Source organism: Thiomonas intermedia, assembly GCF_002028405.1.
Classification (GTDB): domain Bacteria; phylum Pseudomonadota; class Gammaproteobacteria; order Burkholderiales; family Burkholderiaceae_C; genus Thiomonas; species Thiomonas intermedia.
In genome coordinates this window covers 2,711,735-2,735,968 of sequence record NZ_CP020046.1, presented here as the reverse complement: position 1 = coordinate 2,735,968, position 24,234 = coordinate 2,711,735, and the positions used below count along the sequence as shown (strand labels likewise).

Annotated in this window: 22 protein-coding genes, 1 tRNA gene and 2 pseudogenes; 12 read left to right on the top strand and 13 right to left on the bottom strand. The window is 66.3% G+C overall.

The window, feature by feature from the left end; genetic code table 11:
* Window positions 1–2: 2 nt before the first annotated feature.
* Window positions 3–1,205, bottom strand: a complete 1,203-nt coding sequence (locus BVH73_RS12810) for an ammonium transporter (RefSeq protein WP_079419241.1) — start codon at window positions 1,203–1,205, stop codon at window positions 3–5.
* A 228-nt stretch (window positions 1,206–1,433) separates the two neighbouring features.
* On the opposite strand from BVH73_RS12810, the gene BVH73_RS12805 reads away from it, so the two are divergent.
* The 4 genes from BVH73_RS12805 to panC all read left to right on the top strand — a co-directional run bounded on the left by BVH73_RS12805 (window position 1,434) and on the right by panC (window position 4,354).
* Window positions 1,434–1,631 carry a DUF3460 family protein gene (locus BVH73_RS12805; protein WP_079419239.1) on the top strand — a complete coding sequence of 66 codons (198 nt, stop codon included), beginning with the start codon at window positions 1,434–1,436 and terminating at the stop codon, window positions 1,629–1,631.
* Between the two features lie 32 nt (window positions 1,632–1,663).
* On the top strand, window positions 1,664–2,512 hold the full coding sequence (locus BVH73_RS12800; protein WP_079419237.1) for a segregation and condensation protein A: 849 nt from the start codon (window positions 1,664–1,666) through the stop codon (window positions 2,510–2,512).
* 90 nt (window positions 2,513–2,602) lie between these two features.
* Window positions 2,603–3,487: a 3-methyl-2-oxobutanoate hydroxymethyltransferase gene (gene panB, locus BVH73_RS12795; RefSeq protein WP_079419235.1), complete on the top strand. Its 885-nt coding sequence runs from the start codon at window positions 2,603–2,605 to the stop codon at window positions 3,485–3,487.
* Window positions 3,488–3,508: 21 nt separating this feature from the next.
* Complete coding sequence (panC, locus tag BVH73_RS12790; protein ID WP_079419233.1) at window positions 3,509–4,354, top strand: pantoate--beta-alanine ligase; 846 nt, start codon at window positions 3,509–3,511, stop codon at window positions 4,352–4,354.
* Window positions 4,355–4,499: 145 nt separating this feature from the next.
* Here the strand turns inward: panC and BVH73_RS12785 are convergent.
* Both BVH73_RS12785 and BVH73_RS12780 read right to left on the bottom strand, forming a co-directional pair.
* Window positions 4,500–4,883: pseudogene (locus BVH73_RS12785) on the bottom strand (class II aldolase/adducin family protein); the annotation flags it as partial.
* Between the two features lie 234 nt (window positions 4,884–5,117).
* A pseudogene (locus BVH73_RS12780) lies at window positions 5,118–5,549 on the bottom strand (class II aldolase/adducin family protein); the annotation flags it as partial.
* A 142-nt stretch (window positions 5,550–5,691) separates the two neighbouring features.
* On the opposite strand from BVH73_RS12780, the gene nadB reads away from it, so the two are divergent.
* From nadB to BVH73_RS12765, 3 genes are all read left to right on the top strand, one after another.
* Window positions 5,692–7,260 carry an L-aspartate oxidase gene (gene nadB / locus BVH73_RS12775; protein WP_079419231.1) on the top strand — a complete coding sequence of 523 codons (1,569 nt, stop codon included), beginning with the start codon at window positions 5,692–5,694 and terminating at the stop codon, window positions 7,258–7,260.
* Window positions 7,261–7,313: 53 nt separating this feature from the next.
* Window positions 7,314–8,150 (top strand): inositol monophosphatase family protein, encoded by an 837-nt coding sequence (locus tag BVH73_RS12770; RefSeq protein ID WP_169836775.1) that lies wholly within the window; start codon window positions 7,314–7,316, stop codon window positions 8,148–8,150.
* 218 nt (window positions 8,151–8,368) lie between these two features.
* On the top strand, window positions 8,369–9,337 hold the full coding sequence (locus BVH73_RS12765; RefSeq protein ID WP_079419227.1) for an MrcB family domain-containing protein: 969 nt from the start codon (window positions 8,369–8,371) through the stop codon (window positions 9,335–9,337).
* Window positions 9,338–9,357: 20 nt separating this feature from the next.
* On the opposite strand, the gene BVH73_RS12760 is transcribed toward BVH73_RS12765, so the two are convergent.
* The 5 genes from BVH73_RS12760 to BVH73_RS12740 all read right to left on the bottom strand — a co-directional run bounded on the left by BVH73_RS12760 (window position 9,358) and on the right by BVH73_RS12740 (window position 15,084).
* Complete coding sequence (locus tag BVH73_RS12760; protein ID WP_079420493.1) at window positions 9,358–10,701, bottom strand: IS110 family RNA-guided transposase; 1,344 nt, start codon at window positions 10,699–10,701, stop codon at window positions 9,358–9,360.
* Between the two features lie 361 nt (window positions 10,702–11,062).
* Window positions 11,063–11,875, bottom strand: coding sequence for a DUF4197 domain-containing protein (locus tag BVH73_RS12755; RefSeq protein WP_079419225.1), 813 nt, complete (start codon window positions 11,873–11,875; stop codon window positions 11,063–11,065).
* A gap of 16 nt (window positions 11,876–11,891) precedes the next feature.
* Window positions 11,892–13,727, bottom strand: coding sequence for a type IV pilus assembly ATPase TfpB (gene tfpB / locus BVH73_RS12750; RefSeq protein ID WP_079419223.1), 1,836 nt, complete (start codon window positions 13,725–13,727; stop codon window positions 11,892–11,894).
* A 22-nt stretch (window positions 13,728–13,749) separates the two neighbouring features.
* The gene (locus tag BVH73_RS12745) at window positions 13,750–14,532 is read right to left on the bottom strand and encodes a class I SAM-dependent methyltransferase (protein WP_079419221.1); all 783 of its coding nucleotides are present in this window, start codon (window positions 14,530–14,532) and stop codon (window positions 13,750–13,752) included.
* Between the two features lie 6 nt (window positions 14,533–14,538).
* Window positions 14,539–15,084: a DNA-deoxyinosine glycosylase gene (locus BVH73_RS12740; protein WP_245800341.1), complete on the bottom strand. Its 546-nt coding sequence runs from the start codon at window positions 15,082–15,084 to the stop codon at window positions 14,539–14,541.
* A 65-nt stretch (window positions 15,085–15,149) separates the two neighbouring features.
* Between BVH73_RS12740 and BVH73_RS12735 the strand changes: the two genes are divergently transcribed.
* Both BVH73_RS12735 and trmB read left to right on the top strand, forming a co-directional pair.
* Window positions 15,150–15,223: transfer RNA gene (locus BVH73_RS12735), tRNA-Gly, on the top strand.
* 50 nt (window positions 15,224–15,273) lie between these two features.
* Window positions 15,274–15,984, top strand: a complete 711-nt coding sequence (trmB, locus tag BVH73_RS12730) for a tRNA (guanosine(46)-N7)-methyltransferase TrmB (protein WP_079419217.1) — start codon at window positions 15,274–15,276, stop codon at window positions 15,982–15,984.
* A 124-nt stretch (window positions 15,985–16,108) separates the two neighbouring features.
* On the opposite strand, the gene BVH73_RS12725 is transcribed toward trmB, so the two are convergent.
* Together BVH73_RS12725 and BVH73_RS12720 are read right to left on the bottom strand one after the other, a co-directional pair.
* Entirely contained in the window at window positions 16,109–16,957 is an 849-nt protein-coding gene (locus BVH73_RS12725; RefSeq protein WP_079419215.1) for an undecaprenyl-diphosphate phosphatase, read from the bottom strand.
* A gap of 79 nt (window positions 16,958–17,036) precedes the next feature.
* Window positions 17,037–18,314 (bottom strand): Nramp family divalent metal transporter, encoded by a 1,278-nt coding sequence (locus BVH73_RS12720; RefSeq protein ID WP_079419213.1) that lies wholly within the window; start codon window positions 18,312–18,314, stop codon window positions 17,037–17,039.
* Between the two features lie 279 nt (window positions 18,315–18,593).
* On the opposite strand from BVH73_RS12720, the gene BVH73_RS12715 reads away from it, so the two are divergent.
* Complete coding sequence (locus BVH73_RS12715; protein WP_079419211.1) at window positions 18,594–19,244, top strand: protein-L-isoaspartate O-methyltransferase family protein; 651 nt, start codon at window positions 18,594–18,596, stop codon at window positions 19,242–19,244.
* Window positions 19,245–19,265: 21 nt separating this feature from the next.
* On the top strand, window positions 19,266–19,610 hold the full coding sequence (locus tag BVH73_RS12710) for a rhodanese-like domain-containing protein (RefSeq protein ID WP_079419209.1): 345 nt from the start codon (window positions 19,266–19,268) through the stop codon (window positions 19,608–19,610).
* Here BVH73_RS12710 and BVH73_RS12705 read toward each other — a convergent pair.
* From BVH73_RS12705 to BVH73_RS12695, 3 genes are read right to left on the bottom strand one after another with little or no spacing between them, the layout of a single operon-like run.
* Window positions 19,604–20,905, bottom strand: coding sequence for a 3-deoxy-D-manno-octulosonic acid transferase (locus tag BVH73_RS12705; RefSeq protein ID WP_079419207.1), 1,302 nt, complete (start codon window positions 20,903–20,905; stop codon window positions 19,604–19,606). The two genes, BVH73_RS12710 and BVH73_RS12705, sit on opposite strands and share 7 nt — an antisense overlap.
* On the bottom strand, window positions 20,902–21,888 hold the full coding sequence (gene waaC, locus BVH73_RS12700) for a lipopolysaccharide heptosyltransferase I (protein ID WP_245800340.1): 987 nt from the start codon (window positions 21,886–21,888) through the stop codon (window positions 20,902–20,904). Before waaC ends, BVH73_RS12705 begins: the two co-directional genes overlap by 4 nt.
* Window positions 21,889–21,904: 16 nt before the next feature.
* Window positions 21,905–23,281 (bottom strand): phosphomannomutase/phosphoglucomutase, encoded by a 1,377-nt coding sequence (locus BVH73_RS12695; protein WP_079419205.1) that lies wholly within the window; start codon window positions 23,279–23,281, stop codon window positions 21,905–21,907.
* Window positions 23,282–23,359: 78 nt separating this feature from the next.
* Here BVH73_RS12695 and BVH73_RS12690 point away from each other — a divergent pair, with 78 nt between their 5' ends.
* Window positions 23,360–24,214 (top strand): symmetrical bis(5'-nucleosyl)-tetraphosphatase, encoded by an 855-nt coding sequence (locus BVH73_RS12690; protein ID WP_079419203.1) that lies wholly within the window; start codon window positions 23,360–23,362, stop codon window positions 24,212–24,214.
* Window positions 24,215–24,234: the final 20 nt, after the last annotated feature.

Genomic DNA, 24,234 nt, shown 5'->3' with positions numbered 1-24,234 from the left:
CGCTACCACGACGCCTCGCGCTCCGGCGTGGCGCTGATGCGGTGGATGGACAGGTCGGCGCCGTTGAACTCTTCTTCCGCATCCAGCCGGATGCCGAGGGTCTTTTTCAGCACGCCATAGACCACGAAGCCGCCGATCAGCGCCACCGCGATCCCCAGAAGCGTGCCCACGATCTGCGACAGCAGCGACACGCCTCCCAGCCCTCCCAGCGCCTTCATGCCGAAGAGGCCCGCAGCGATGCCGCCCCAGGTGCCGCAGAGGCCGTGCAGCGGCCACACGCCCAGCACGTCGTCGATCTTCCAGCGGTTCTGCGTCAGGGTGAACATCCAGACGAACAGGCCCCCGGCCACGGCGCCGACCACCAGCGCGCCCAGCGGATGCATCACATCCGAACCCGCGCACACCGCCACCAGCCCGGCCAGGGGCCCGTTGTGCAGAAAGCCCGGATCGTTCCTGCCCGCGGCCAGTGCAGCGAGGGTGCCGCCCACCATGGCCATGAGCGAGTTCACCGCCACCAGACCGCTGATCTGATCGAGCTTCTGCGCGCTCATCACATTGAAGCCGAACCAGCCGACGATCAGAATCCACGAACCCAGCGCCAGGAAGGGAATGGACGACGGCGGATGCGCCGATATCTGCCCGTTGGCGTGGTACCTGCCTCGGCGCGCGCCCAGCAGCAGCACGGCGGGCAGGGCGATCCAGCCACCCATGGCATGCACCACCACCGACCCGGCGAAATCGTGAAAGGGCGCCCCAAAGGTGGACTGCAGCCAGGCCTGGACCCCCAGATTGCCGTTCCACATCAGGCCCTCGAAGAACGGATAAACGAATGCGACGAGGGTGAACGTGGCGATCAGTTGCGGCCAGAACTTGGCCCGCTCGGCAATGCCTCCAGACACGATGGCCGGAATCGCCGCGGCAAAGGTCAGCAGGAAAAAGAACCGGGTCAGCGCGTAACCGTGGTCCTTGTTGAGTACGTCATCGCCCACCAGGAAATGCCGGCCATAGGCCAGGCCGTAGCCGATGAGAAAATAGGCAAGGGCCGAGACGGCAAAATCAGTGATGATTTTCGACAACGCATTGACCTGGTTCTTCTTGCGCACGGTGCCCAACTCGAGAAAGGCGAAACCGGCATGCATGGCCAGCACCAGAATGGCACCGAGCAGGATGAACAACACATTGCCGCTGGAAGGATCTTGCACCATGTCAGTTCTCGAGAAAGGGTCTTACGCACCAAAAGCAATCCATATGCCCGAAGATAGGGCGATAAAAACCAATGCGCGTCACAAACCCTCACAAATAGCCCGCTAATAGTGCATCAATACCTTGGATATGCACCGATAAGAGGCCTACATGCACCGTATTCGGGCGTTCGAATCCTGTCCTCCGCTTGCATAGAATGGCCCTGCCTGTTCCATTCCGAGAGAACGCCCATGCCCTTCAAAGTCAAACCGTATGTGTCCGAAGTGACCCACTTCATCCAGGATCTCAAGCACAGCGATCCGCAGCTCGAGGCCAAACAGAAGGAGGGCCGCGCGCAGCTTTGGGACAAGCCTCAGAACACGGAGCTGACCAAGGCCTTCAAGGCGGGCCGCGTGCCGCAGAAGGCCTACGTCTACGGCAGTCATTGAAGCCGCTCATCCAGATGGGGCCGCGCTGACGCATGCTTCCCGCATCCCGTGAGTCCGAGCTGATTTCGCCCGCGGTGGACAGCACGCCCGCCACGGTCGACGGCATGGCGGTCGCGCGGCTATACGGCGAACCGCTGTTTGAGCTGCCGCAGGATCTCTACATCCCGCCCGACGCGCTGGAGGTCTTTCTCGAAGCCTTCGAAGGGCCGATGGATCTGCTGCTCTACCTCATCCGCAAGCAGAACTTCAACATCCTCGACATTCCGCTGGCCCAGGTGACGGCCCAGTATCTGAGCTATGTCGAGCAGATTCGCCGTCACAACCTGGAGCTTGCCGCCGAGTATCTGCTGATGGCGGCCATGCTCATCGAGATCAAGTCGCGCATGTTGTTGCCGCGGCCGCCCACCGAATCGGGCGCCGAGCCCGAAGACCCGCGCGCCGAACTCGTGCGCCGCCTGCTGGAGTACGAGCGTTTCAAGCTCGCCGCGCAGCAGCTCGATGCCCTGCCCGTGCTCGGCCGGGACTTCTGGCGGGCGCAGGTGCTGTTCGACCGCGACGCCGCGCCGCGTCTGCCCGATGTCGCCGTCTCCGAGCTGCAACAGGCCTGGAGCGACATTCTCAAACGCGCCAAGCTGCATACGCATCACAAGATCACCCGCGAGCAACTGTCGGTGCGCGACTACATGAGCCGCGTGCTGCGTCAGCTGCAGGGCCGGCGCTTTCTCGAATTCCACGAGCTGTTCGACCCGACACAGGGCGTACCCGTTGCCGTGGTCACGCTGGTGGCGCTGCTCGAACTCACGCGCGAGGCCCTAGTCGACCTCACCCAGGCCGAGGCCTTCGCGCCGCTCTATGTGCGGCTGGCCTACACCCCGAGCTGATGCCCCAGGCTGATGCCCTAAATCGAACGCTCGTTCGCATGCACGGCCAGGGCGCGGGCATAATGCGCCGGTTTCCACGCGAGCTTTGCCATGTCTTCAGACCCCTCCGCTCACGCCACGCCTGAGGTCGCGCCCTACGGCAGCGCCCCGTCCCGCGCCAGTTCCGAACCCCGCAGGCCGTTGACGCTGCATCGCCTGCGCGCCATGCGCGAGGCCGGCGAGAAGGTCGCCGTGCTCACCGCTTACGACGCGGCCAGCGCCAGCCTGCTCGACGCCGCCGGGGTCGATTGCCTGCTGGTGGGCGACTCGCTGGGCATGGTGATGCAAGGTCACGCCACCACCCTCCCCGTCACGCTGGAGCAGATGGTCTATCACACGCAATGCGTGGCGCGCGGCAATCGCGGTGCCTGGCTCATCGCCGATCTGCCCTTCGGCAGCTACCAGGGCGGCATCGAGCAGGCCGTGGCCAGCAGCGCGGCGCTGATGCAGGCCGGCGCGCAGATGGTCAAGCTGGAAGGCGGCGGCTGGACAGCGCCGCTCATCGCCGCCCTCGTGGAGCGTGGCATTCCGGTGTGCGCCCACCTCGGGCTCACGCCGCAGAGCGTGCATGCGCTGGGGGGCTACCGCATCCAGGGCCGCGACACGCAGTCGGCCGACACGCTGCGCCGCCATGCGGCCGAGGTCGGCGCCGCGGGTGCGGCCATGCTGGTGCTCGAACTCGTGCCCTCCGATCTTGCCGCCCAGATCAGCGCCGACTATCCCGGCATCACCATCGGCATCGGCGCGGGCGTGCGCACCCACGGTCAGGTGCTGGTGCTGCACGACATGCTCGACATCACCCGCGGCCCCAAGCCGCGCTTCGTGCGCAACTTCATGCAGGGCGCGCCCAGCCTTCTCGACGCCGTGCGCGGCTATGTCGAGGCCGTCAAGCAAGGCGCGTTTCCCGACGAAGCCCTGCATGGCTATACCGCCTGAGTCGTTCTCCCGCCATTCCCCATGCAGACCGTCCACACCGTCTCCGACCTGCGCGTCGCACTCAGGCCGCGCCCGGACTGGGCCCTGGTGCCCACCATGGGCAATCTCCACGCCGGGCACCTGGGGCTGATCGCCCGCGCCCGCAAGGAGAACGTCCCGGTAGTCGCGAGCATCTTCGTCAACCGCCTGCAGTTCGGCCCGAACGAAGACTTCGACCGCTATCCGCGCACCCTGCAGCACGACGCCGAACTGCTGGCCGAGGCCGGTTGCGATCTGCTCTTCGCCCCTGACGAGGCCGAGATGTACCCGCAGCCGCAGACCTTCCGTGTGCTGCCCGATCCGGCCATCGCCGACATGCTCGACGGCGCCGCGCGTCCCGGTCACTTCGAGGGCGTGGCCACCGTGGTGATGAAACTGTTCCAGATGACCGGGCCGCGCCATGCCGTGTTCGGCAAGAAGGACTACCAGCAACTGTTGATCATCCGGCGCATGGTCGAGCAGTTCGCCCTGCCCATCGACATCATCGGCCTCGACACCGTGCGCGCCGACGACGGCCTGGCGCTGTCATCCCGCAACGGCTACCTCACGCCCGAGGAGCGCGCCCAGGCGCCGCAGCTCCAGGCCGCGCTGCGCGCCCTGGCCGAAGACGCCCGCTTGGCCACTGCGCCCGAGCAGATTCGTCTGCTGGAGCAGCAGACCATGGCCCGCCTCGACCAGCTTGGCTGGGTGCCCGATTACCTCACGCTGCGCCGCCGCAGCGATCTGCAGACACCCACCGCGCTCGATCTGCACCAAGGCGCGGCCTGCGTGGTGCTGGGCGCGGCCCGCCTGGGCCGCACCCGGCTGATCGACAACCTGGAGTGCTGAGCATTCAGGTTGCCCTGCGACTTGTCAGGCTCACCCAGCGTCCTCCCCACCCCAACCCTCCCCACTTGTGGGGAGGGGGAGAAGGCCGCTGCAAGGCGCAACGCAGAGCCGCTCTTATGAGCTCGATCCGGATCGATAAACGCCGTCAGGCCCGATAGCCCGGATCGGTGCGTTCGAGCTTGCGCAATAGCGCAGGCCAGACGAAGGCGCCGCCCAGCCCGCCGGTCTGCACCCGCATGGCCTCGGCCACCCCGCTGAGAATCTGCGGCTGGACCTGCCTCAGCCCCGCCGCGCCCGGCTGACCCGACAGCGCCGCAATCTGGATCTGACAGGCGCTCTCCAGCACGTACATGCCCAGAAAGGCATCGGCAATGCTGGCCCCCACGGTCAACAGTCCGTGATTGCGCAGAATGAGAAAGTTGGCATCGCCCAGATCGGCCTGCAAGCGCGGCTTCTCATCGGCGCGAAACGCCACGCCCTCATAGTCGTGATACGCCACCGATGCCAGCACGAAGGTGCTCTGCTGAGTAGGGCCTGTTCACACTATTTGTGCACCCGCGCCGGGGGGCTGGGCGGAGGCAATGCAAGGCGCAGGCCGCGCCGTGGTGGTCTCCACCACAAGTGGACTGCAACGTGGCAGTGCGCCGCCCAGCCCCCCGGCCCGGAGGGTTGCCCCCAGGCGGGGCCTCTGCGGCGTTGTCCGTGCGAGGCAAGGCACAAAGCCTTGCCTCGCACCTCCGCCTTGCAGCCCTCCCCGCCTGGGGGCAACGCGGGTGCACAAATAGCGTGAACAGGCCCTCATGGGCAACACGCCCTGCTCCTGCGCGCTCACCGCCACACCGGCGCGGGTATGGGTGTGCAGCACGCAGCCCGCATCTGGCCGCGCCTCGTGCACCGCGCTGTGAATGACGAAGCCCGCCGGATTGACCGGAAACGGGCTCTCGCTGAGCTTGTTGCACTCGGCGTCCACCTTCACCAGACTCGACGCGGTGATCTCGTCGAACATCAAGCCATAGGGATTGATGAGGAACTGATGCTCGCCGCCGGTCAGCGAAAGCGGCAATTTGGCGCTGATGTGGGTGAATACCAGATCGCTCCACCCGTGCAGGGCCACCAGGCGATAACAGGCTGCAAGATCGCAGCGCAGCGCCCATTCCTGTGGGTCCACCGCGTCTTTCAAGTTGGGGATGTGCATGATCGTCTCCAGAATTTTTGTCACGCGATTTTCGGCCGCTTTCAACACCTTGTCAGCCCACAAGGCGCAGGCTGAGCGAAGAAGGGACAATCACGGCTTCACCGCCCACCTTGAACGCGGCAGCTGCCAGCGTCGATCCACCATGCCTCAAAGCGATGTCCTGATTCTCGGCGCCGGCCTGGCCGGTCTGTCCACGGCCCTGCATCTGGCTGAACGCTTCGATGTCACCGTGCTGGCCAAACGCACGCTCGACGTTTCATCCAGCCAGTGGGCGCAGGGGGGCATTGCCGCGGTGCTGGCCGAGGGCGACAGTTTCGACGAACATGTGCACGACACCCTGGTCGCCGGCGCCCTGCTCAACGATCTACCGGCCACCCGCTTCGTCATCGAGAACGGGCCCGACGCCATCGCCTGGCTGCGCGAACAGGGCGTGCCCTTCGACACCGAAGGCAGCGGTTTGCATCTCACCCGCGAAGGCGGCCACAGCCAGCGCCGCATCGCCCATGTGGTGGACGCCACTGGCGCCGCCATCCAGACCACCCTGCTCGCCCGCGCCCGAGCCCATCCCCGCATCACCCTGCTGGAGAACCACGTCGCCGTCGATCTCATCACCGAGCGCCATGTGGGCGACGGCAAGGCCGACCGCCGCTGCTGGGGCGCCTATGCGCTCGACACGGCGCGGGGGCGGGTGGAAACCTTCGCCGCCGCGCACACCATGCTGGCCACGGGCGGCGCCGGCAAGGTGTATCGCTACACGACCAACCCCGACACCGCCAGCGGCGACGGCCTGGCGATGGCCTGGCGCGCGGGCTGCCGCGTGGCGAATATGGAGTTCATCCAGTTCCACCCCACCTGCCTTTACCACCCCAAGGCCAAGAGCTTCCTCATCACCGAAGCCGTGCGCGGCGAGGGCGGCAAGCTGCTGCTGCCCGACGGCACGCGCTTCATGCCCGCGCACGACCCCCGCGCCGAACTCGCCCCGCGCGACGTGGTCGCCCGCGCCATCGACTTCGAGATGAAAAAACGCGGCCTCGACTGCGTCTATCTCGACATCACCCACAAGGGCGAAGCCTTCATCCGCCAGCACTTCCCCACCATCCACGCCCGCCTGCTCGAACTCGGCATCGACATGACGCGCGAGCCCATTCCCGTCGTGCCCGCGGTGCACTTCACCTGCGGCGGCGTGCTCACCGATCTGGCCGGCCGCACCGACCTTCCCGGGCTGTACGCGGCAGGCGAAGTCACCTACACCGGCCTGCACGGCGCCAACCGGCTGGCCAGCAACTCGCTGCTCGAATGCGCCGTGTTCGGCAAGGCCGCCGCGCTGGCCATACGCGAAGCCGAGCAGCCCGAAATCCCCACCCCGCGCCGCTGGGACGAAAGCCGGGTCAGCGACGCTGACGAACTCGTCGTCATCACCCACAACTGGGACGAACTGCGCCTGCTGATGTGGAATTACGTGGGCATCGTGCGCACCGACAAACGCCTGGAGCGCGCCGCCCACCGCATCGCCCTGCTGCAGGCCGAGGTGGACGAGTTCTACGCCAACTTCCGCGTCACCCGCGACCTGCTGGAGCTGCGCAACCTGCTGCAGGTCGCCGCCCTCATCGTGCGCTCCGCCCAGTTGCGGCACGAGAGTCGCGGCCTGCATTACAGCCTCGACTGGCCCAAGACTGCAGCCCCGGCCGCGCCCACCATTCTCGTGCCCTGAGAGGCTGCGAACCCTGCAGCCATGCCCGAAACATTCACAGCCTCTGAATGCCCATGCCCACGCCGCACACCGTTCCTGATCTCGCCATCGTCGGCGCCCTGCTGCGCAACGCCGCACGCACCGAAATCCTGCCCCGCGCCCAGTCTCCCGATCCGCGCCTGAAAGCCGACGGCACCTGGATCACCGACGCCGATCTGGCCATGCAGGCCCGGGTGCAGCGCGAACTCGCCGTGCTCTGGCCGGCCATCCCCCTGCTGGGCGAAGAGATGACCGCCGAAACCCAGCAGCGCCTCATGGCCGACGAAGCCGCCCGCCCCGAAGGCCCCGGCCTGTGGGTGCTCGACCCGCTCGACGGCACCAGCAACTTCTCCGCCGGCCTGCCCGTCTTCGGCCCCTCGCTGGCGTGGATTCAGGGCGGCCAGGTCCGCCTGGGCGTCGTGGTCGACGTGATGCGCGACGAAGTCTTCAGCGCCGCCCTGGGCGTCGGCGCCTACCTCAACGGCCAGCCGCTGCGCGTGCCCGCCGCCCCGCCGCCCCTGCCCAAAACCATCGCCTGCATCGACTTCAAGCGGCTTTCAGCCCCCCTGGCCACGCAGCTCGCGATGCGCCCGCCCTACAGCTCGCAACGCTCCATCGGCTCGGTCGCGCTCGACTGGTGCTGGGTGGCCGCCGGCCGCTTCCACCTCTACCTGCACGGCAGCCAGGGCCTGTGGGACTATGCCGCAGGCAGCCTCATCCTGAGCGAGGCCGGCGGCCACGGGCAAACTTTGGTGGGCGAAGCCGTGTTCAACAACACCCTCGAAAAACGCTCGGCTGTCTGTGCGGGCGATGCCGGGCTGTTTGCGCAATGGACGCAGTGGCTGGCTGTGAACGGCGGCGTGCCCCGATGAACTCCCCCGAAATCACACGCGACTCTTGCCATAATGCCCCGCCGGGCAACAGAAACCATTGCCGTGTTTGGCCGCTTTTTATTCGTTTGCAGCGCTTCTGAGAACCATGGCATTGCATTGATTTAATTGCCATTTTGTACGGACGATATGGACAGAATATCCCGCGGCGTTCAGCTTTTCCGCCATGATCTGCGGGATACATACGTTAGGCCTCAACTGTGAGCATCCACGCCGCTTTAAGCCTACTCCTCGAGGAGTACCCGCAAGCTCGATGGCAGGCGTTTGCCAAGAATGCGATGGCAGACATGCTACGCATTGACATTCCCAAGGAAATCGCAGATGCCGTAGACAACGAGGCTCGATACGAAGTTGATGGCAGCCCTGGCAAAGGGAACTGGGCAGACGTCCCTTGGGTTGCTGTACTCGACCGCCTGGTAACGGAAACTGCACAGCAGGGCTACTACCTTGTCTATCTCGTCAATGAGGACTGCTCCGGCGTCTATTTGTCGCTGAATCAGGGCGTCACCACAGTTCGCCAGCAGTACGGCGTATCGACGAAGAAGGCCTTAGCCACCCGCGCCAAAGACTTTCTTGCGCGCTTGGGAGCCCTGACCAAGGGGCTAACCTGCGGCCCTATTGACCTTGGTGTGAATAAGGGGCTGGGAGCCGACTATCAGCAAGGATCCGTGTGCTCCGTCTTCTACTCGCGCGACAACCTGCCCAGCGAAGAAGTCCTGAAGTCAGACCTTGACCGCTTTCTCGGGTTGTACCGGCATCTAGTCGATAACGAGTCGAGCCTCTACCTTCGCGCGGACACGGAGGATGATGAAGCGGGCCTCGAGCCTGAAAAGCTAAAGCGCCTTCGCGAACACAAGCGAATAGAACGAAACAGGAAGCTCGCAGCCAAGGTCAAGAGACTGCAGGGCTACACATGCAAAGCCTGTGGCTTCAACTTCAAGAAGGCATACGGCTCCCTAGGCGCGGACTTCATCGAAGCCCATCACCTCACTCCTCTGAGCGACCTGAGGGGAGATGTGGTGCTACTCGATCCAAGGCGCGACTTCAGTGTCTTGTGTTCGAACTGCCACCGCATGATTCACCGCAGCGAGTTCGTGAATCGCGTTGAGGAATTCCGTGCGAAGTATGTCATCAAAGTTGAGGTCTCTCAAGAAACACCTGAGAGCTGATTGATTTTCATGGTGTTTTTTTAGGCGGTGCTGTGGGCGGGTACGAGCTGCATGCCCATGGCTTTGGCCTTCTGGGTGAGGTTGTGCAAGACGCGCTGACGGTAACGCTCCTCGAAGTAGTCCTGCCCCCTGTCGGTGTACTCCTGGCCGTGGGTGAGCATGGCGTAGATCAGTCGGGCCAGCTTGTGGGCAGCGGCCGTGACGGCCTTGGGTTTGTCCATGCGTGCGCACAGGCGCCGGAAATACGCGCCCAGGGCCGACTGGCTCGAACGCAAGGCCGCAGCGGCCAGACGCAGCGCCTGGGCCGCGCGGTTGGCGCAGCGCTTGGTCTTGCCACTCATGACCTTGCCCCCGGTGATCTTGGTGCCCGGACACAAACCCAGCCAGGAAGCGAAGTGCTTGTCGCTGGGGAACTTGCCCATGTCGGCGCCCACCTCCGAGACCACCACCAGCGCGGTGGTCACATCGATGCCATCGATGCGCGTGAGGTCCACGCCGCACATCTGGAAGAGCTGTGTGCGCAGATCGAACTTCGGGGCATTGCGGGCGCGTCCGCGCTTCTTGCCCGCTGCCGGTTCGTCTTCTCGCACATGCAGTGCCTGCAACTGGGCCTGAATCTGCGCATCGCACTCGGCCAGTTGGGTGCCGCAGAAGTCGAACGCGTCCAGGGCCTGCTTCAGGGCAAAGAGGTGCTCGGCGCGCCAACTGCCTTGCAGGCTCTTGGCGATGTCGTCCTCGCTGGCGCGGATGCGCGCGTTCTTGAGCTTGGCCAGTGTCAGTCCGTCGCGCTCGCCCGCGACGATGGCGCGCAGGATCTTCTGACCGGTCTCACCGACCACGTCGGAGATGACGTTGGCCAGCTGCATGTTCATCTGTGTCAGGGCCTTTTGCATGTGCTGCACGAAGCGGCCCTGGCTGCGCAGCAGCATGGTGCGCTGGCGGGTGAGCGCGCGCAGGGCGCAGACCTGTTCGGCCGGCCGGAAGGCTCCGCGCAGCAGGCCAAAGCTCATGAGCTGCTGCAGCCACTGGCAGTCCAGCACGTCGCTCTTGCGGCCCGAGACGTTTTTGACATGGCGGGCGTTGACCAGAAGAACGGTGAAGCCGCGCGAATCCAGCAGCTCGTACAACGGTATCCAGTAGACGCCGGTGGATTCCATGGCCACAGTGTCCACGCAGCAGGCGTCGAGCCAGTCGGCCAGGCGGTGCAGGTCGGCGGTGAAGCAGGCGAACTCGCGCACGGGCTCGTCGTCTCGGTCCGGTGGCACGGCCACGAAGTGCGAGGCGCCGCCGATGTCGATACCGGCGGCGTTGGGGTGGGTCAGGGTGATGGCCGACTCTGTAGTGGGCCTCTTGCGGTGTGCCATGACATCCTCCATCATGAAAAGTGGAACGTGGCACCGGCTCGGGTACGTCGTCTTGATCACTCTCTCAAACGGGATGCCTGCACCAGACCGAAGCGGCCCGGCACAGGCTCACCAATGTCGATGACGCAGCCCACGACCACGCTAACCCGCGGGCAATGTGCACCATTGCTACTTCGGTCTTCGCCAGTGCTACGTTCCACCTTCTCACATTCCGCGTGCAAATGCCACGAGTTTCTTCGGCGCGATTTGCGGCGCGGACGGGCCGATTACTTCGCTAACCCGTCGCTCGAACTGACCCGCTACCGGCGCAACCGAGGACAGGTCTAGCTCCGTAGCGTCCGATCCATCGCGCGCCCAGTCTTCACTGCCCCAGCGCCGCGCCGAAGACTTTGCCTAGGAGCTTGCTGCCGGTGCCCACGGGGTCGGCGCGGATGGCTTTTTCCTGTTCGCCGATGGCCTGATAGAGCCGGTCGAGCGCCTGTTGTGTCACATAGCTCTGAATGCTGGCCTGATCGGCTTTCACCAGGCCGAACTGCGCGGCCTGACCGGCGAAGCGGTTGTAGGTCTGCGCCAGGCCGACCTGGTCGGTGGCCCGGGTCACGATGGGCAGGAATTTCTGCGTCAGGGGCGCTTCGGTCTTGCGTTTGAAGTAGTCGGTCGCGGCTTCGTCGCCGCCGGTGAGTATGCCTTTGGCGTCTTGCACCGACATGGTTTTGACGGCGTTGACCAGCAAGGTTTTGGCTTCGGGCACGGCGGCTTCGGCGGCGCGGTTGATGGCGAGGTCGAGCTGGTCGGCCTGCGCGCCCAGGCCGGCCATGCGCATCAGCCCGCTGGCTTTTTCGATGGCGGGTGGCAGGGGGATGCGCCATTTGGCGTTGCCATAGAAGCCGTTTTCGCGGCCGAGTTCTTTCACCGCGATGTCGGCCCCGCGCGAGAGCGCGGTCTTCAGTCCCTGATCGACTTCGCCGCTGCTGAGCGCGGCGATGGCCGCATTCGTGGCGCCCGAAGAGTCTCCGCCACCTGAATGCGGTTGCGCGGCCTGTTGCGCGGGGGCCTGCGCGGTGCCGAGGGCGCCGCTGAGCTGGTTCGTCAGGTTGCCGAGATCGAAGGCGCTAGCGGGCAGGGGCGCGGCGGCGGTCAGCAGGGCGGCAAGAACAAGGCGGCGGGTTTTCATCGGCATCTCCGTGAGATCAACGCTGCGGGTCCGGCGTGGCGCGCAGCACTTCGTCGAGGGTGGTGAGGCCTTCGGCCACCTTGATGGCGCCGGCCAGGCGCAGCGGCTTCATGCCGTCTTTGATGGCTTGCGCTCGCAGCGGCGCGAGTTCGGGGCTGCGCACCAGCAGCGCCCGCAAAGTCTCGCTGCAGCTCAGCAGCTCGTACAGGCCGATGCGGCCGAGGTAGCCGGTGTTGCGGCACTCCACGCAGCCCACGGGTTTGTAGGGGCGCACTTCGGACTGGGTTTTCCACGGCGCCACGGCGGCGCGGAAGGCCTCTTGATCGAAGGCGTCGTCGGGCTGTTTGCAATGGGGGCAGAGGGTGCGCACCAGACGCTGCGCCAGCACGCCGAGCAGGGTGGCGCTGGCGAGGTAGGACGGCACGCCGAGTTCGAGCAGGCGGGTGATGCTCGACGGCGCGTCGTTGGTGTGCAGGGTGGAGAGCACCAAGTGGCCGGTGAGCGCAGACTGCACGGCCATGTCGGCGGTCTCGCGGTCGCGGATTTCGCCGACCATGATGATGTCGGGATCTTGCCGCATCAGGGCGCGCAGCCCCTCGGCGAAGCTCAGTTCGATGGCGGGCTGCACCTGCATCTGGTTGAACGCGGGTTCGACCATCTCGATCGGGTCTTCCACGGTGCAGACGTTCACCTCCTCGGTGGCCAGGCGTTTGAGCGTGGAATAGAGCGTGGTGGTCTTGCCGCTGCCCGTGGGCCCGGTGACGAGGATGACGCCGTTGGGCTGGTGGGTCAGGCGCTGCCACTCGCGCGCCTCTTGCGCCGGAAAGCCGAGGGCGGGCATGTCGCGCACGACCACGTCGGGGTCGAAGATGCGCATCACCAGCTTCTCGCCGAACGCCGTGGGCATGGTGGCCAGGCGCAGCTCGACTTCGTCGCCCGAAGGACGGCGGGTCTTGATGCGGCCGTCTTGCGGACGGCGCTTTTCGACCACGTCCATGCGGCCGAGCAGCTTGACCCGGCTGGTCATGGCGCCCATGACCGAACCGGGCACCTGATAGACGGTATGGAGCACGCCGTCGATGCGAAACCGGATCACGCCCATGTCGCGGCGCGGCTCAAGATGAATGTCGGAGGCGCGCTGCTCGAAGGCGTACTGCCAAAGCCAATCGACCACCTGCACCACGCCGGCGTCGTTGGCGTCAAGAGCCTTGCCGCTGCGCCCCAGCTCCACCAGTTGCTCGAACTGGTTGACGCCGCCGGTGCTGCCGCTCTTCTGCGCATGCTTGACCGAGCGCGCGAGGTTGAAGAACTCCACCGTGTAGCGGGTGATGTCGGCCGGGCTGGCGACCCGCAGTTCGATGGGCCGGCGCAGCATGCGCTCCATCTCGGGCACCCAGGCCCGGTCGAACGGCTCGCAGGTGGCGATGGTGACCGCCTCGGTCGTGGCCGCCACCGGCAGGATGCGGTGGCGCTCGGCGTAGCTGGTGGACATGAGATCGCCGATCTTGCTGATCTCGACCTTGAGCGGATCGACGCGCAGATAGGGCAGCTTCGCACGCTGCGCCAGCCATTCGGTGAGCACGTCCAGATCGAGGCCGCGGCCGTCGCTCACGCGCTTGAGCCCGGCCAGCGCCACGCGCTGCAGCGCGTGCAGCTTGCCGCTGGCATGGGCGCAGCGCTCCCAGCCGTAGCGGCCAGAGGCGGCGTCGATCAGGCCGTCGGCCTCCAGCCATTGCAGCAGTTCGCGCCAGTCCAGGCGGCCCTGCGCCGCGGGCGGCGCGGTGGCCGCAGATCGCGCCTTCGGGGGCGCAGACGGGTCGGCGGTGCGGGAGGGAGTGCGTGGAGCGTCCATGGTGGCGAGTGTAGGCCCGGCCTCAGCGCCCGGGCTGCAGGCGCTTGAGCAGACGCGCCCACCGCCGGGCGGGCAGCCCGCCGGTGCGCTCCATCACGGCATCGGCGCGTTCGAGCAGTTGCGCCCGCGTGGGCTGCGGCGACTGTGCGGCGTCGCGCAGCGCGATGGCGATCAGATTGCCGTCGCGGTTGGGCGGCAGTTGCCAGACGCTGTCGCCCGGCTGGTCGAACGCGGCGCAGATGCGCTGCAGATTGCGCTCCAGCACGCGCACATGGCCCGGCCCGCTGAACAGATTGACCACCATGGCGCCCTGCTCGCTCAAGAGTCGGCGGCAGTCGGCATAGAACTCGGCGGACTCCAGCACGGGTGCGGCGGCCTCCTCGTCGTACATGTCCACGTGCAGCACGGCCGCGCGGCCGGCGTTGGCCGGATCGGCGGCGAAGGCGCCGGCGTCGGCGCACAGCACCTGCAACCTGGCGCCGGGTTCGGGCAGCGCGAACCAGCGGTGGGCCGCCAGAATCACGCCAGGGTTCAGCTCCACGGCCACGCACGACAGCCGCAGGCGCTTGAGCATGAACTTGGTGATCGCCGCCGCACCCAGACCGAGTTGCACCGCCGCGCCGCCGCGCCACGCTTTGTCGGGCAGCAGCAGCATCCACGCCATCATGCGCTGCACATACTCCAGCTCGATCTCGTTGGGCCGGGCGATGCGCATGCTGCCCTGAATCCAGGGCGTACCCAGATGCAGATGGCGCACGCCATCCTCTTCCGACAAGGTGGGAGCGGGGAAAACCGGTTTGGGCATCTTGTTCTATCCGTTGATCAGTTGAGCGGCGACGAAAGCCTCGCGCCAGGCTGCGCGCTTGCGATCCAGACTCCAGCTCGCGTTGGCCGGGCTGGTGGAAGGCAGACGACGCACCTCGGGACCCAGGCTGCGGGTCAGCCGCATGGCGCGGGCGGATTCGCCGCCGTTGTGGGCCATGAGCCGAAGCGTCGGCAGACCCGCCACAAGACCCGGCAGGTCGTTGGGAACCGCGGCGTTGATGGCGCTGTCCAGGCTGCCCTCGCGGCGGCAATGGGCGTAAACGTCCCAAATGCCCAGACCCCGCTGCCTGACCGCCTCGATGCGAGCCGCGTAGGGCAGGCACATCAGATCCAGCCCGAACAGATCGCCCACGATGGGCCAGAACTGGTTTCTCGGGTGGGCGTAATACTGCCGCGCCTGCAGCGAAGCCACACTGGGAAAGCTGCCAAGCACCAGCAGGCGGCAGTCTGGCGGCACCTCGGGCGCCAGACCCGTGAGCATGGGCGAGGGTGACGCAAGACCTGCGGAATCAGGACGAAGGGGACGGGCCATGCCCGCATTGTCGCCGCAGCGGCGCCCCGCCCCGGCCTGCCTATAATGCTCGGCTTTGTCGCATAGCGGGTGTAGTTCAATGGCAGAACGGCAGCTTCCCAAGCTGCATACGAGGGTTCGATTCCCTTCACCCGCTCCATTGCCACAGTCCCTTTCATCCTCTCCGGCGCGTGCCGGTTTTTTTTCGCCATGACGGCCGATCACACCCCAGACGCAGACGACGCCGAGGCGCTGCGCCATCGCGGCATCCGCAGCTTTGTGCTGCGCGCGGGCCGCACCACCGAGGCGCAGACCCGTGCGCTGGCCACCTTGGGGCCACGCTGGATCGTGCCCTTCGCCGATACCGCCCCCGATTGGTCGGCTGTGTTCGACCGCAACGCGCCGCGCGTGCTGGAAATCGGCTTCGGCATGGGGGACGCCACGGCGCAGATCGCCGCATCGCGCCCCGAGACCGACTTCATTGGCGTGGAAGTGCACCCGCCCGGCGTGGGTGCGCTGCTGCAGCGCATCGACGCGGCACAACTCGGCAATCTGCGCATCGTGCAATTCGACGCGGTGCAGGTGTTGCGGCAGATGATCGCGCCGCGCAGCCTGGACGGGCTGCACATCTACTTCCCCGATCCCTGGCCGAAAAAGCGGCATCACAAACGCCGCCTGATCCAGCCCGAATTCGTGCATCTGGCCGTCAGCCGACTGCGCCCCGGCGGCTATTTGCATTGCGCCACAGACTGGCAGCCCTACGCCGAGCACATGCTGGAAGTCTTGCGCGGCGAACCCGGCCTGACCAACACCGCCGCCGACTACGCCACCCGCCCCGACTGGCGCCCGGTGAGCAAGTTCGAGCGCCGCGGCCTCAAGCTCGGGCACGGCGTCTGGGACCTGATGTTCACCGCTCGCTGAAACACCCGCCCCCAAGCGCAGCAAGGTTTTCGGGGTGACTGAGTCACCCGCCGGGCCGCCCCAAGGGTGACTCGCCCCCTGGGGGGAGAACCGAGCGCAGCGAGGTTTTCGGGGGGTACCTCCCTCACCCCGACCAGTTCACCCAGCCGCCCCACGCCGTGACAAGTACCAGGATGCCGAAGATCAGGCGGTACCAGGCGAAGGGCACGAAGCTGTGGCCACCCACATAGCGCAGCAGCCAGCGCACCACCACCAGCGCCGAGACGAACGCCACCGCCATGCCCAGGCCGAAAGTGGGCACATCGCTCAGGCTGAGCAGGGCTCGATGCTTGTAGAGGTCGTACACCGTGGCGGCCAGCAAGGTGGGAATGGCGAGAAAGAAGGAAAACTCGGTGGCGGCGGCCCGGCTCAGGCCGAACAACATGCCGCCGATGATCGAGGCGCCCGAGCGGCTGGTGCCGGGAATGAGCGCGAACGCCTGCGCGACCCCCACCTTGAGCGCGTCAATCGCGCCCATGTCATCCACATGGTGAATGCGCACATGCTGCGCGGAGCGTTTCTGCCAGGCTTCCGCCCAGAAGATCACCAGCGCCCCCACGATGAAGGCCAGCGCGACGGGAACGGGCGCGAACAGCCAGCGCTTGATGGCGCTGGCGAAAATCAGCCCCAGGAGGGCAGCAGGCAGGAAGCCGATGAGCACGTTGGTGGCAAAGCGCCAGGCCTTGCCGCGCCGCGCGGGCTCGGCCGCCGCCAGCCCGGTGAGCACTTCGGCGATGCGCGCGCGGTAATGCCACATCACGGCCAGGATGGCCCCGCTCTGAATCGCGATCTCGAACACCTTGGCCTTGTCGCTCACCCAGCCCAGCAGGCTGCCCGCGAGAATGAGGTGTCCCGTGGAGGAAATCGGCAGAAATTCGGTGATGCCCTCGACCAGTCCGAGGATGACGACCACGAGGGCGGAATGCGCGTCCATGCTGAGCCTTGTGACAAAAGGTTGCGATTATCCGCAATCCTGAAGTCAGTCCCCGCAAAATCCGGGCCCGATCAGGCCGTCACAGCAATTTCCACAGCAGAAGCACGTTCAGCCCCACGATGAGTATGGCGACCATCCACCCCAGCCGCCGCAGACCGGGACGGTTGACCAGATCTCCCATCAAGTCTCGGCTGGAGGTGAACAGCAACAGCGGCACCAGCGCGAAAGGAATGCCGAAGGACAGCACCACCTGCGAGAACACCAGGGTGCGCGTCGGATCGATGCCCAGCGCCACCACAATCACGGCGGGCAGGCTGGTGACCAGACGGCGCACCCAGAGCGGCACGGTGAAACCGACCAGTCCCTGCATCACCACCTGCCCGGCCATGGTGCCCACCACGCTGCTGGAAATGCCGCTGGCCAGCAGCGCCAGGGCGAAGACGGTGGCCGCGCCCGCGCCAAGTAGGGGCGTGAGCGTGCGGTAGGCCTCGCTCAGGTCATCGGCCGCGAGGCCCTGTTGATGAAAGGTGGCCGCGGCCACGGCCAGCATGGCCATATTGATCAGCCCGGCCAGGCCCATGGCCAGCATCACGTCCTTCCAGGCAAACCGCATGAGCAGCGCCTTGCGCTCGGCCGGCACCTGGATGCGGCGCTGCGTGAGGCTGGAATGCAGATAGATCACGTGCGGCATGACCGTGGCGCCGAGAATGCCCACGGCCAGATAGACCGCATCGGGGCTGCCGCCGAAACCCGGCGTGAGCGTGCCCTTGAGGATGGGCACGATCGCGGGGTGACTCATGGCCAGCTGCAGCCCATAACCCAGGGCGATGACCCCCACCAGGGCGGCGACCACCAGCTCCAGAGGTCTGAAGCCCTTGCGCTCCAGCATCAGAATGGCCATAACGATGACGAACGCCGCCAGCACCGAGACGCCCATCGGCAGACCGAACAGCAGATTCAGCGCCAGCGCCGCGCCGAGAAATTCGGCCAGATCGGTCATCATGGCCACGATCTCCGCCTGCACCCAGTAAAACCACACCAGCTTGCGCGGAAAACGATCACGGATCAGTTCGGGAAGATTGCGCCCCGTGGCAATGCCCAGCTTGGCCGAAAGGCCCTGCACCAGAATGGCCGCCAGATTCGCCCACAGCACCACCCACAGCAAGGTGTAGCCATGCTGCGCACCGGCCTGGATGTTGGTGGCGAAATTGCCCGGATCGACATAGGCCACCGATGCCACCACGGCCGGGCCGAGAAAGGGCAGCATGCGACGCAAGCCGCCGCCGTACCGCGCACCACTCAAGGCAAGATGCGCCGCCTGCGCGGTGCGCTGATCGAGGGTCGAGGCATAGGACATGGCGTTCTCCGCACGGAAGGTCTGTTTGATAATTTATATCAATCATTTCTAACATCTAATTGTTTTTGGATATTGCCGTCTTAGCCCCGCGGTCCTTTGTCCGCAAACCCTGAAGAACGCGACGTTGACGAAGCCCGATCACGAGAGAGTTTGCGCCCCTGCAGAAACCCGTCGTCGGAACGGCGCGAAATTTGCTCTGCCGCAGACATCATGCCGAGCAGCCGATTAGCGTCACAAATTAAACTAGCGCCTTCTCAGTTCCTGCGCCATGGAGACCCGATGAGCATCGAGCAAGCCCGCTTCAACATGATCGAGCAGCAGATCCGCACCTGGAACGTGCTGGACGCCGGCATTCTCGACCTGCTCGGCAGTGTGCGGCGCGAAGATTTTGTGCCCGCCGCCTATCGCGGCCTGGCCTTCATGGATACCGAAATCCCCCTGCCCTGCGGCCAGAACATGCTCGCGCCCAAGATGGAAGCCCGGCTGCTTCAGGAGCTCGCCGTGCGCAAGGATGAGTGGGTGCTCGAAGTCGGCACGGGCAGCGGCTTCATGGCAGCCCTGCTCGGCCATCGCGCAGCGGCCGTGCAGACGCTCGAAATTCACGAAGAACTGGTCACCCTGGCGCGCGCCAACCTGCAGCGCGCCGGCATGGGCAACGTCACGGTGGAGCAGGCCGACGGTGCGCACTACACCAAGCGCGCCGAGTTCGACGTGATCATGCTCTCGGGCTCGGTGGCGCAGATGCCCCAAGACCTGCTGCAGCGGCTGAAGGTCGGCGGGCGCCTGGCCGCCATCGTTGGCTTCGAGCCGGTGATGCGCGCGCAGATCGTCACCCGCGCGACGGAAACCGACTTCCGCACCCGCGATCTGTTCGACACCGTGGCCGCACGGCTGGAGCATTTTCCCGAGCCGTCGAGCTTCCAATTCTGAATCTCAAAAAAGGACTCCCTGATGATCAAGCAACTCAGTGTGCGCGAGCTGGCCGACAAAGTCGAAGCCGCCACAGGCCCCATTACCGACTGGCAATTCCTCGACGTGCGCGAGCCCTGGGAGGTCCAGATGGCCGCCATCAAGCACCCCAACTGCCCGGTCACGCATATTCCCATGAGCATCGTGCCCCTGCGCCAGAATGAGCTCGATCCGGCCAAGCCGCTGGTGGTCATCTGCCGCAGCGGCAATCGCAGCATGATGATTGCCCGCTTCCTGGAGCAGAACGGTTTTGGCGAGCTCTACAACCTCAACGGCGGCATGACCGCCTGGTCGCGCGAAATCGACCCGTCGGTGCCGATTTACTGATTGGCGGAATCCGCCGCCGCGGAGAGTTTCGCCACGATCCAATCGGCCTGGCGCTCTGCGGCGCCTTGGTGGGCGGTGGCAAAGGCCAAGGCCGCGCGAGCCGCTGCCTCCCGAGAGGTGGGCCGATCGAGCCACTGCGATAGCTCTGCCCAGACCTGAACCGCATCGGCCGCCTGACGTGCGGCCCCCGCGTCGAGTGCGCCTTGCGCGGCTGCGGCAAAGTTGAATTGCGAAGGCCCCAGCACCACTGGGCATCCGCAGGCACAGGCCTCGATCAGATTCTGCCCGCCCAGCGGAAGCAGACTGCCGCCGATGAAGGCCGCATCGGCCATGGCGAAATAGGCCGCCATCTCACCCAGCGAATCGCCCAGCCACACCGCGGTGTCGGCCGTCGGCGCCCCGTGGCTGCGACGCCGCACGGCCCAGCCCTTTTCCGCCAGCAAATTGGCCACAGCATCGAAACGTTGCGGATGGCGCGGCACCCAGACCAGCAGCGCCCTTCGCGCCAAGGCCGCAGGCAAAGCGCGCAGCAACAGGTCTTCTTCACTTTGCCCGTCCTGCTCTCGCGTGGACGCCAGCAAAAGCACCGGGCGCGCCGCGGCGGCCTTCCATTCGGCGCCGAGTTGCAACAGGCGGGGCTCCGGGTGCATGTCGAATTTCAGATTCCCCAGCACCTGCGCCTGGGACGCTCCCAGCGCGAGGATGCGCTGCGCATCCTCCGGCGTCTGCGCAGCGGCGCTGAGACCTCCCCAGGCCAGTTTCGCCAGCGCGGGCCAGCGCTGCCAGCGGCGCGCACTGCGCGCACTCAGCCGCGCGTTCGCCAGCAGCACCGGCACTTGCGCGCGTCGGCATTGCTCGGCCAGATTCGGCCAGACCTCGGTTTCCATCAGCACCGCCGCGCATGGCATGTACCGGCGCAGAAACCGGCGCATCGGCCCCGGCAAGTCGTAGGGCAGCCAGACCTGCACATCGCCGGGCTGCAGCAGTTCGGCACCGGCAGCGCGGCCCGTGGCCGTCATGTGCGTGAGCAGCAGGCGCATGCGCGGCATGCGCTCGCGCAAGGCGGCGATCAGGGGTGCCGCGGCACGCGTCTCGCCCAGCGACACGGCGTGCAGCCAGATGCGTGGTCCGTCGTCCGGCCCCGCTGGCGACGGCACGCCGGAATACCCGCCCAGACGCTGCGCCCAATGTTGGCGGTAAAGCGGCTCAACCCTACCCCGCCACCACAGCCGCAGCAGCGCGAAAGGCAGGATCAGCCGCCAGAGCGTGGTGTACAGACGCAGCGAAACATTCATGCGGGGCGCATCAGTGCGGTCAAGGCGTCGATCACTTCCGAGGCCGCTGGAGGGCGTCCGATGTCGCCGAGATTGCGGTGCGCCCCTTCGGCGTGAATGCCCACATGAACTGGCGAAGTCGCCACATAGATGCCCACACAGGGCGTACCCACCGCCGCAGCCAGAAACAGCAGCCCGGTGTCCACGCCGACAACGGCGTCAGCCCCCGCCAGAATGGGCATCCACTGCGCCAGACTCCAGGACTCGGGCTGAATCGCCAGGCGCGATTGCACGGCGGAGTCGGCACGGGCGACCAGGCGTTGGGCCGCCTGTCGCTCGGCGGGGTTCCCCCAGGCAAGAACCACCGTTCTGGACGTGGCCGCAAGGGCTTGGACCACCTCGATCCACCGCGCTTCGTCCCAGCGCTTTTCGGGACGCGCCGTTGCCGTGAGCACCACCACATACGGGGCGCCGATCTGCATTTTGAGCGCCGACGTCGCCTCGGCCCGCAGGCCATACGACGGTTTTCCCTGCGGCACATAGCCCAGCACCGCCGCAGCAAGCCGACGATAACGCTGCACCGCCGCAACGGTTCGAATGGGCTCACCAGGATATCGATGGCGATAAAAGAGCGCGGCGGCGGATTCACGCGCCGCCTTCGCATTCCAGCCCGAGAGCGGTCCTCTTGCCAGACGCGCGACCCACGCTGTTTTCAGCAGGCCCTGCAGATCGATCACGGCCTCATAGCTGTCGCGGCGCAAATCCTGTACGAACGCGCGCCACGCCTGTCGGGTTTCGGCACGCCAGAACGATTTGCGCCAGCGCCGCAGCGCCAGCGGGATGACCCGGCTCACGCCGGGATGGGCACGCACGATGTCGGCGTAGGCCTCCTCGACCAGCCAGTCGATCTGCGCTCCGGGATGGGCGTTCAGGATGTCGTGCACCACCGGCAGGGCGTGCACCACGTCGCCCATCGAGCTGGTCTTGACGATCAGGACGCGCAAGATGCGAAGGGCCCGCTCAGAACGGCAGCTTCAGCGCCGGGTCCAGCGCCAACAGGGCCGCGCGGAACTCGGCCTGTACCCGCGCCAGTGCCGCCGCATCGACGCCCTCAAAGCGCAGCACGATACAGGGCGTGGTGTTGGAGGGTCGCGCCAGGCCGAAGCCGTCGGCATAGTCGGCGCGCACGCCGTCGATGGTGCTGATCTGCGACGCGCCCGGGAACCGGCCTTCGCGCTGCAGGCGCTCGCAGAGGAGGAAGTTGGCGCCCTCGGGCGTGTCGAGCTTGAGCTCGGGCGTGGAGACCGAGTCGGGCAACCCCTCGAGCACGGCGCCCGGATCGCCGACGCGCGAGAGGATTTCGAGCAGCCGCGCGGCGCCATACTGGGCGTCGTCGAAGCCGTACCAGCGATCCTTGAAAAAGATGTGGCCGCTCATCTCACCGGCCAGCGGGGCGTCGATTTCCTTCATCTTCGCCTTGACCAGGGAATGGCCGGTACGGCCCATCACCGGCTCGCCGCCATGCCTGCGCACCCAGGCCGGCAACTGCGCGGTGCATTTCACGTCGTAAAGAATGGGCGCGCCGGGGTTGCGCTCCAGCACCTCGGCGGCGTAGAGCATGAGCTGCCGGTCGGGCCAGATGATGGCGCCGCTGGGTGTGACCACACCCAGCCGGTCGCCGTCGCCTTCGAAAGCCAGACCGAGTTCGGCGCCGGTCTCGCGCACGGTGCGGATCAGGTCTTCGAGATTGTGCGGATCGGCCGGGTCGGGATGGTGATTGGGGAAGGTGCCGTCGACCTCGCAGAACAATGCCTCGACGGTGCACCCCAATTCGCGCAGCAGCCGCGGGGCGAACGCGCCCGATACCCCGTTGCCGCCGTCGACCACGACCTTCATCGGGCGCGCCAGCCTCACGTCGCCGACGATGCGGCCGATGTAGTCGTCCACGATGCGGGTCTGGCGCACCGTGCCCGAGCCCGTGGCGAAGTCTTCGCTCACCGTCAACTCGCGCAGCGCCTGGATCTGCTCGCCAAACAGGGCATTGCCGCCGAGCACCATCTTCAGGCCGTTGTACTCGGGCGGATTGTGGCTGCCGGTGATCTGGATGCCGCTGACCACCGGCGTGGTGGCGCAGGCGTAATACAGCATGGGCGTGGCATTCATGCCGAGGTCGATCACGTCCACGCCCCCGGCGCGCAGGCCGTCGCCCAGCGCCTGCGCCAGCGACGGGCCGGACAGGCGGCCATCGCGACTGATGTTCACCGCAGTCTCGCCGCCCCGCCGTGCCAGCGTGGCGAAAGCCTGGCCGATCAGGCGGCAGGCGTCTTCGGTCAGCGTTTTGCCGACGATGCCGCGAATGTCATAAGCCTTGAAAATGCCAGGGTCGATTTGGGCCATACGCAGTTCCGCTGATCGGCAAGCGTTCGCTTGCTCGGTAGGATGAGGTGTTTGATCCACGCATTCTAGGGAGAGGCTTTGGCGACCTACCTGATCGGCGATGTGCAGGGCTGCGCCGACGCTTTCAGCGCCCTGCTCGACGCGCTGCACTTCGAGCCGGCGCGCGACCGGCTCATCGTGCTGGGCGATCTGGTCAACCGCGGTGCCCAGTCGCTGGCGAGCATGGAGCGGCTGATGGCCCTGGGCGACAGCGCGCAATGCCTGCTGGGCAACCACGACCTGCATCTGCTCGCGGTGGCGCATGGCGTGCGCAAGGCGCACCGCAGCGACACGCTCGACGACATCCTCCAATCGCCCCGGCGCGACGCCTTGATCGACTGGGTGCGCCACCGACCGCTGGCGCTCATGGAGCAAGGCTGGCTGCTGGTCCACGCCGGCGTGCTGCCGCAATGGACGGCCGACAAAACCCTGCAGCTTGCCGCCGAAGTGGAACGTCGGCTGCGCGCGCCCGATTACGTCGATTTCCTGCGCGTCATGTTCGGCAACCAACCCGACGAATGGAGCGAGAGTCTGGCGGGGTTCGACCGCCTTCGCATCGTCGTCAATACCCTCACCCGCGCCCGCTTCCTCCAGGCCGCAGGGCCGCACACCGGGCGGCTCGATTTCCACCACAAACAGGCCAGCACCAACGGCGCTGGCGCGGAACTCCAGCCCTGGTTCGCTCTGCCTGAACGCAACACAGCGCAGACCCCCATCGCCTTCGGCCACTGGTCCACCCTGGGCCTGCATTGGGCACACAACGCCCTGTGCCTGGACAGCGGCTGTCTGTGGGGCGGCACGCTCACCGCCGTGAAGCTGCCCCCTGCCGGACAGCCCTGGCTGGAGGTCACGCAATTCCCCTGCGAGCGCAGCCTGGAACCGATGGCGGACTAGGCCCTGTCAACGCCACTGGT

Bases quoted from the DNA above. Each gene is read 5' to 3' on its own strand.
- BVH73_RS12810 (WP_079419241.1), bottom strand. From the start codon at position 1,205: ATGGTGCAAGATCCTTCCAGCGGCAATGTGTTGTTCATCCTGCTCGGT.
- BVH73_RS12805 (WP_079419239.1), top strand. From the start codon at position 1,434: ATGCCCTTCAAAGTCAAACCGTATGTGTCCGAAGTGACCCACTTCATC.
- BVH73_RS12800 (WP_079419237.1), top strand. From the start codon at position 1,664: ATGCTTCCCGCATCCCGTGAGTCCGAGCTGATTTCGCCCGCGGTGGAC.
- panB (WP_079419235.1), top strand. From the start codon at position 2,603: ATGTCTTCAGACCCCTCCGCTCACGCCACGCCTGAGGTCGCGCCCTAC.
- panC (WP_079419233.1), top strand. From the start codon at position 3,509: ATGCAGACCGTCCACACCGTCTCCGACCTGCGCGTCGCACTCAGGCCG.
- nadB (WP_079419231.1), top strand. From the start codon at position 5,692: ATGCCTCAAAGCGATGTCCTGATTCTCGGCGCCGGCCTGGCCGGTCTG.
- BVH73_RS12770 (WP_169836775.1), top strand. From the start codon at position 7,314: ATGCCCACGCCGCACACCGTTCCTGATCTCGCCATCGTCGGCGCCCTG.
- BVH73_RS12760 (WP_079420493.1), bottom strand. From the start codon at position 10,701: ATGGCACACCGCAAGAGGCCCACTACAGAGTCGGCCATCACCCTGACC.
- BVH73_RS12755 (WP_079419225.1), bottom strand. From the start codon at position 11,875: ATGAAAACCCGCCGCCTTGTTCTTGCCGCCCTGCTGACCGCCGCCGCG.
- tfpB (WP_079419223.1), bottom strand. From the start codon at position 13,727: ATGGACGCTCCACGCACTCCCTCCCGCACCGCCGACCCGTCTGCGCCC.
- BVH73_RS12745 (WP_079419221.1), bottom strand. From the start codon at position 14,532: ATGCCCAAACCGGTTTTCCCCGCTCCCACCTTGTCGGAAGAGGATGGC.
- BVH73_RS12740 (WP_245800341.1), bottom strand. From the start codon at position 15,084: ATGGCCCGTCCCCTTCGTCCTGATTCCGCAGGTCTTGCGTCACCCTCG.
- trmB (WP_079419217.1), top strand. From the start codon at position 15,274: ATGACGGCCGATCACACCCCAGACGCAGACGACGCCGAGGCGCTGCGC.
- BVH73_RS12725 (WP_079419215.1), bottom strand. From the start codon at position 16,957: ATGGACGCGCATTCCGCCCTCGTGGTCGTCATCCTCGGACTGGTCGAG.
- BVH73_RS12720 (WP_079419213.1), bottom strand. From the start codon at position 18,314: ATGTCCTATGCCTCGACCCTCGATCAGCGCACCGCGCAGGCGGCGCAT.
- BVH73_RS12715 (WP_079419211.1), top strand. From the start codon at position 18,594: ATGAGCATCGAGCAAGCCCGCTTCAACATGATCGAGCAGCAGATCCGC.
- BVH73_RS12710 (WP_079419209.1), top strand. From the start codon at position 19,266: ATGATCAAGCAACTCAGTGTGCGCGAGCTGGCCGACAAAGTCGAAGCC.
- BVH73_RS12705 (WP_079419207.1), bottom strand. From the start codon at position 20,905: ATGAATGTTTCGCTGCGTCTGTACACCACGCTCTGGCGGCTGATCCTG.
- BVH73_RS12695 (WP_079419205.1), bottom strand. From the start codon at position 23,281: ATGGCCCAAATCGACCCTGGCATTTTCAAGGCTTATGACATTCGCGGC.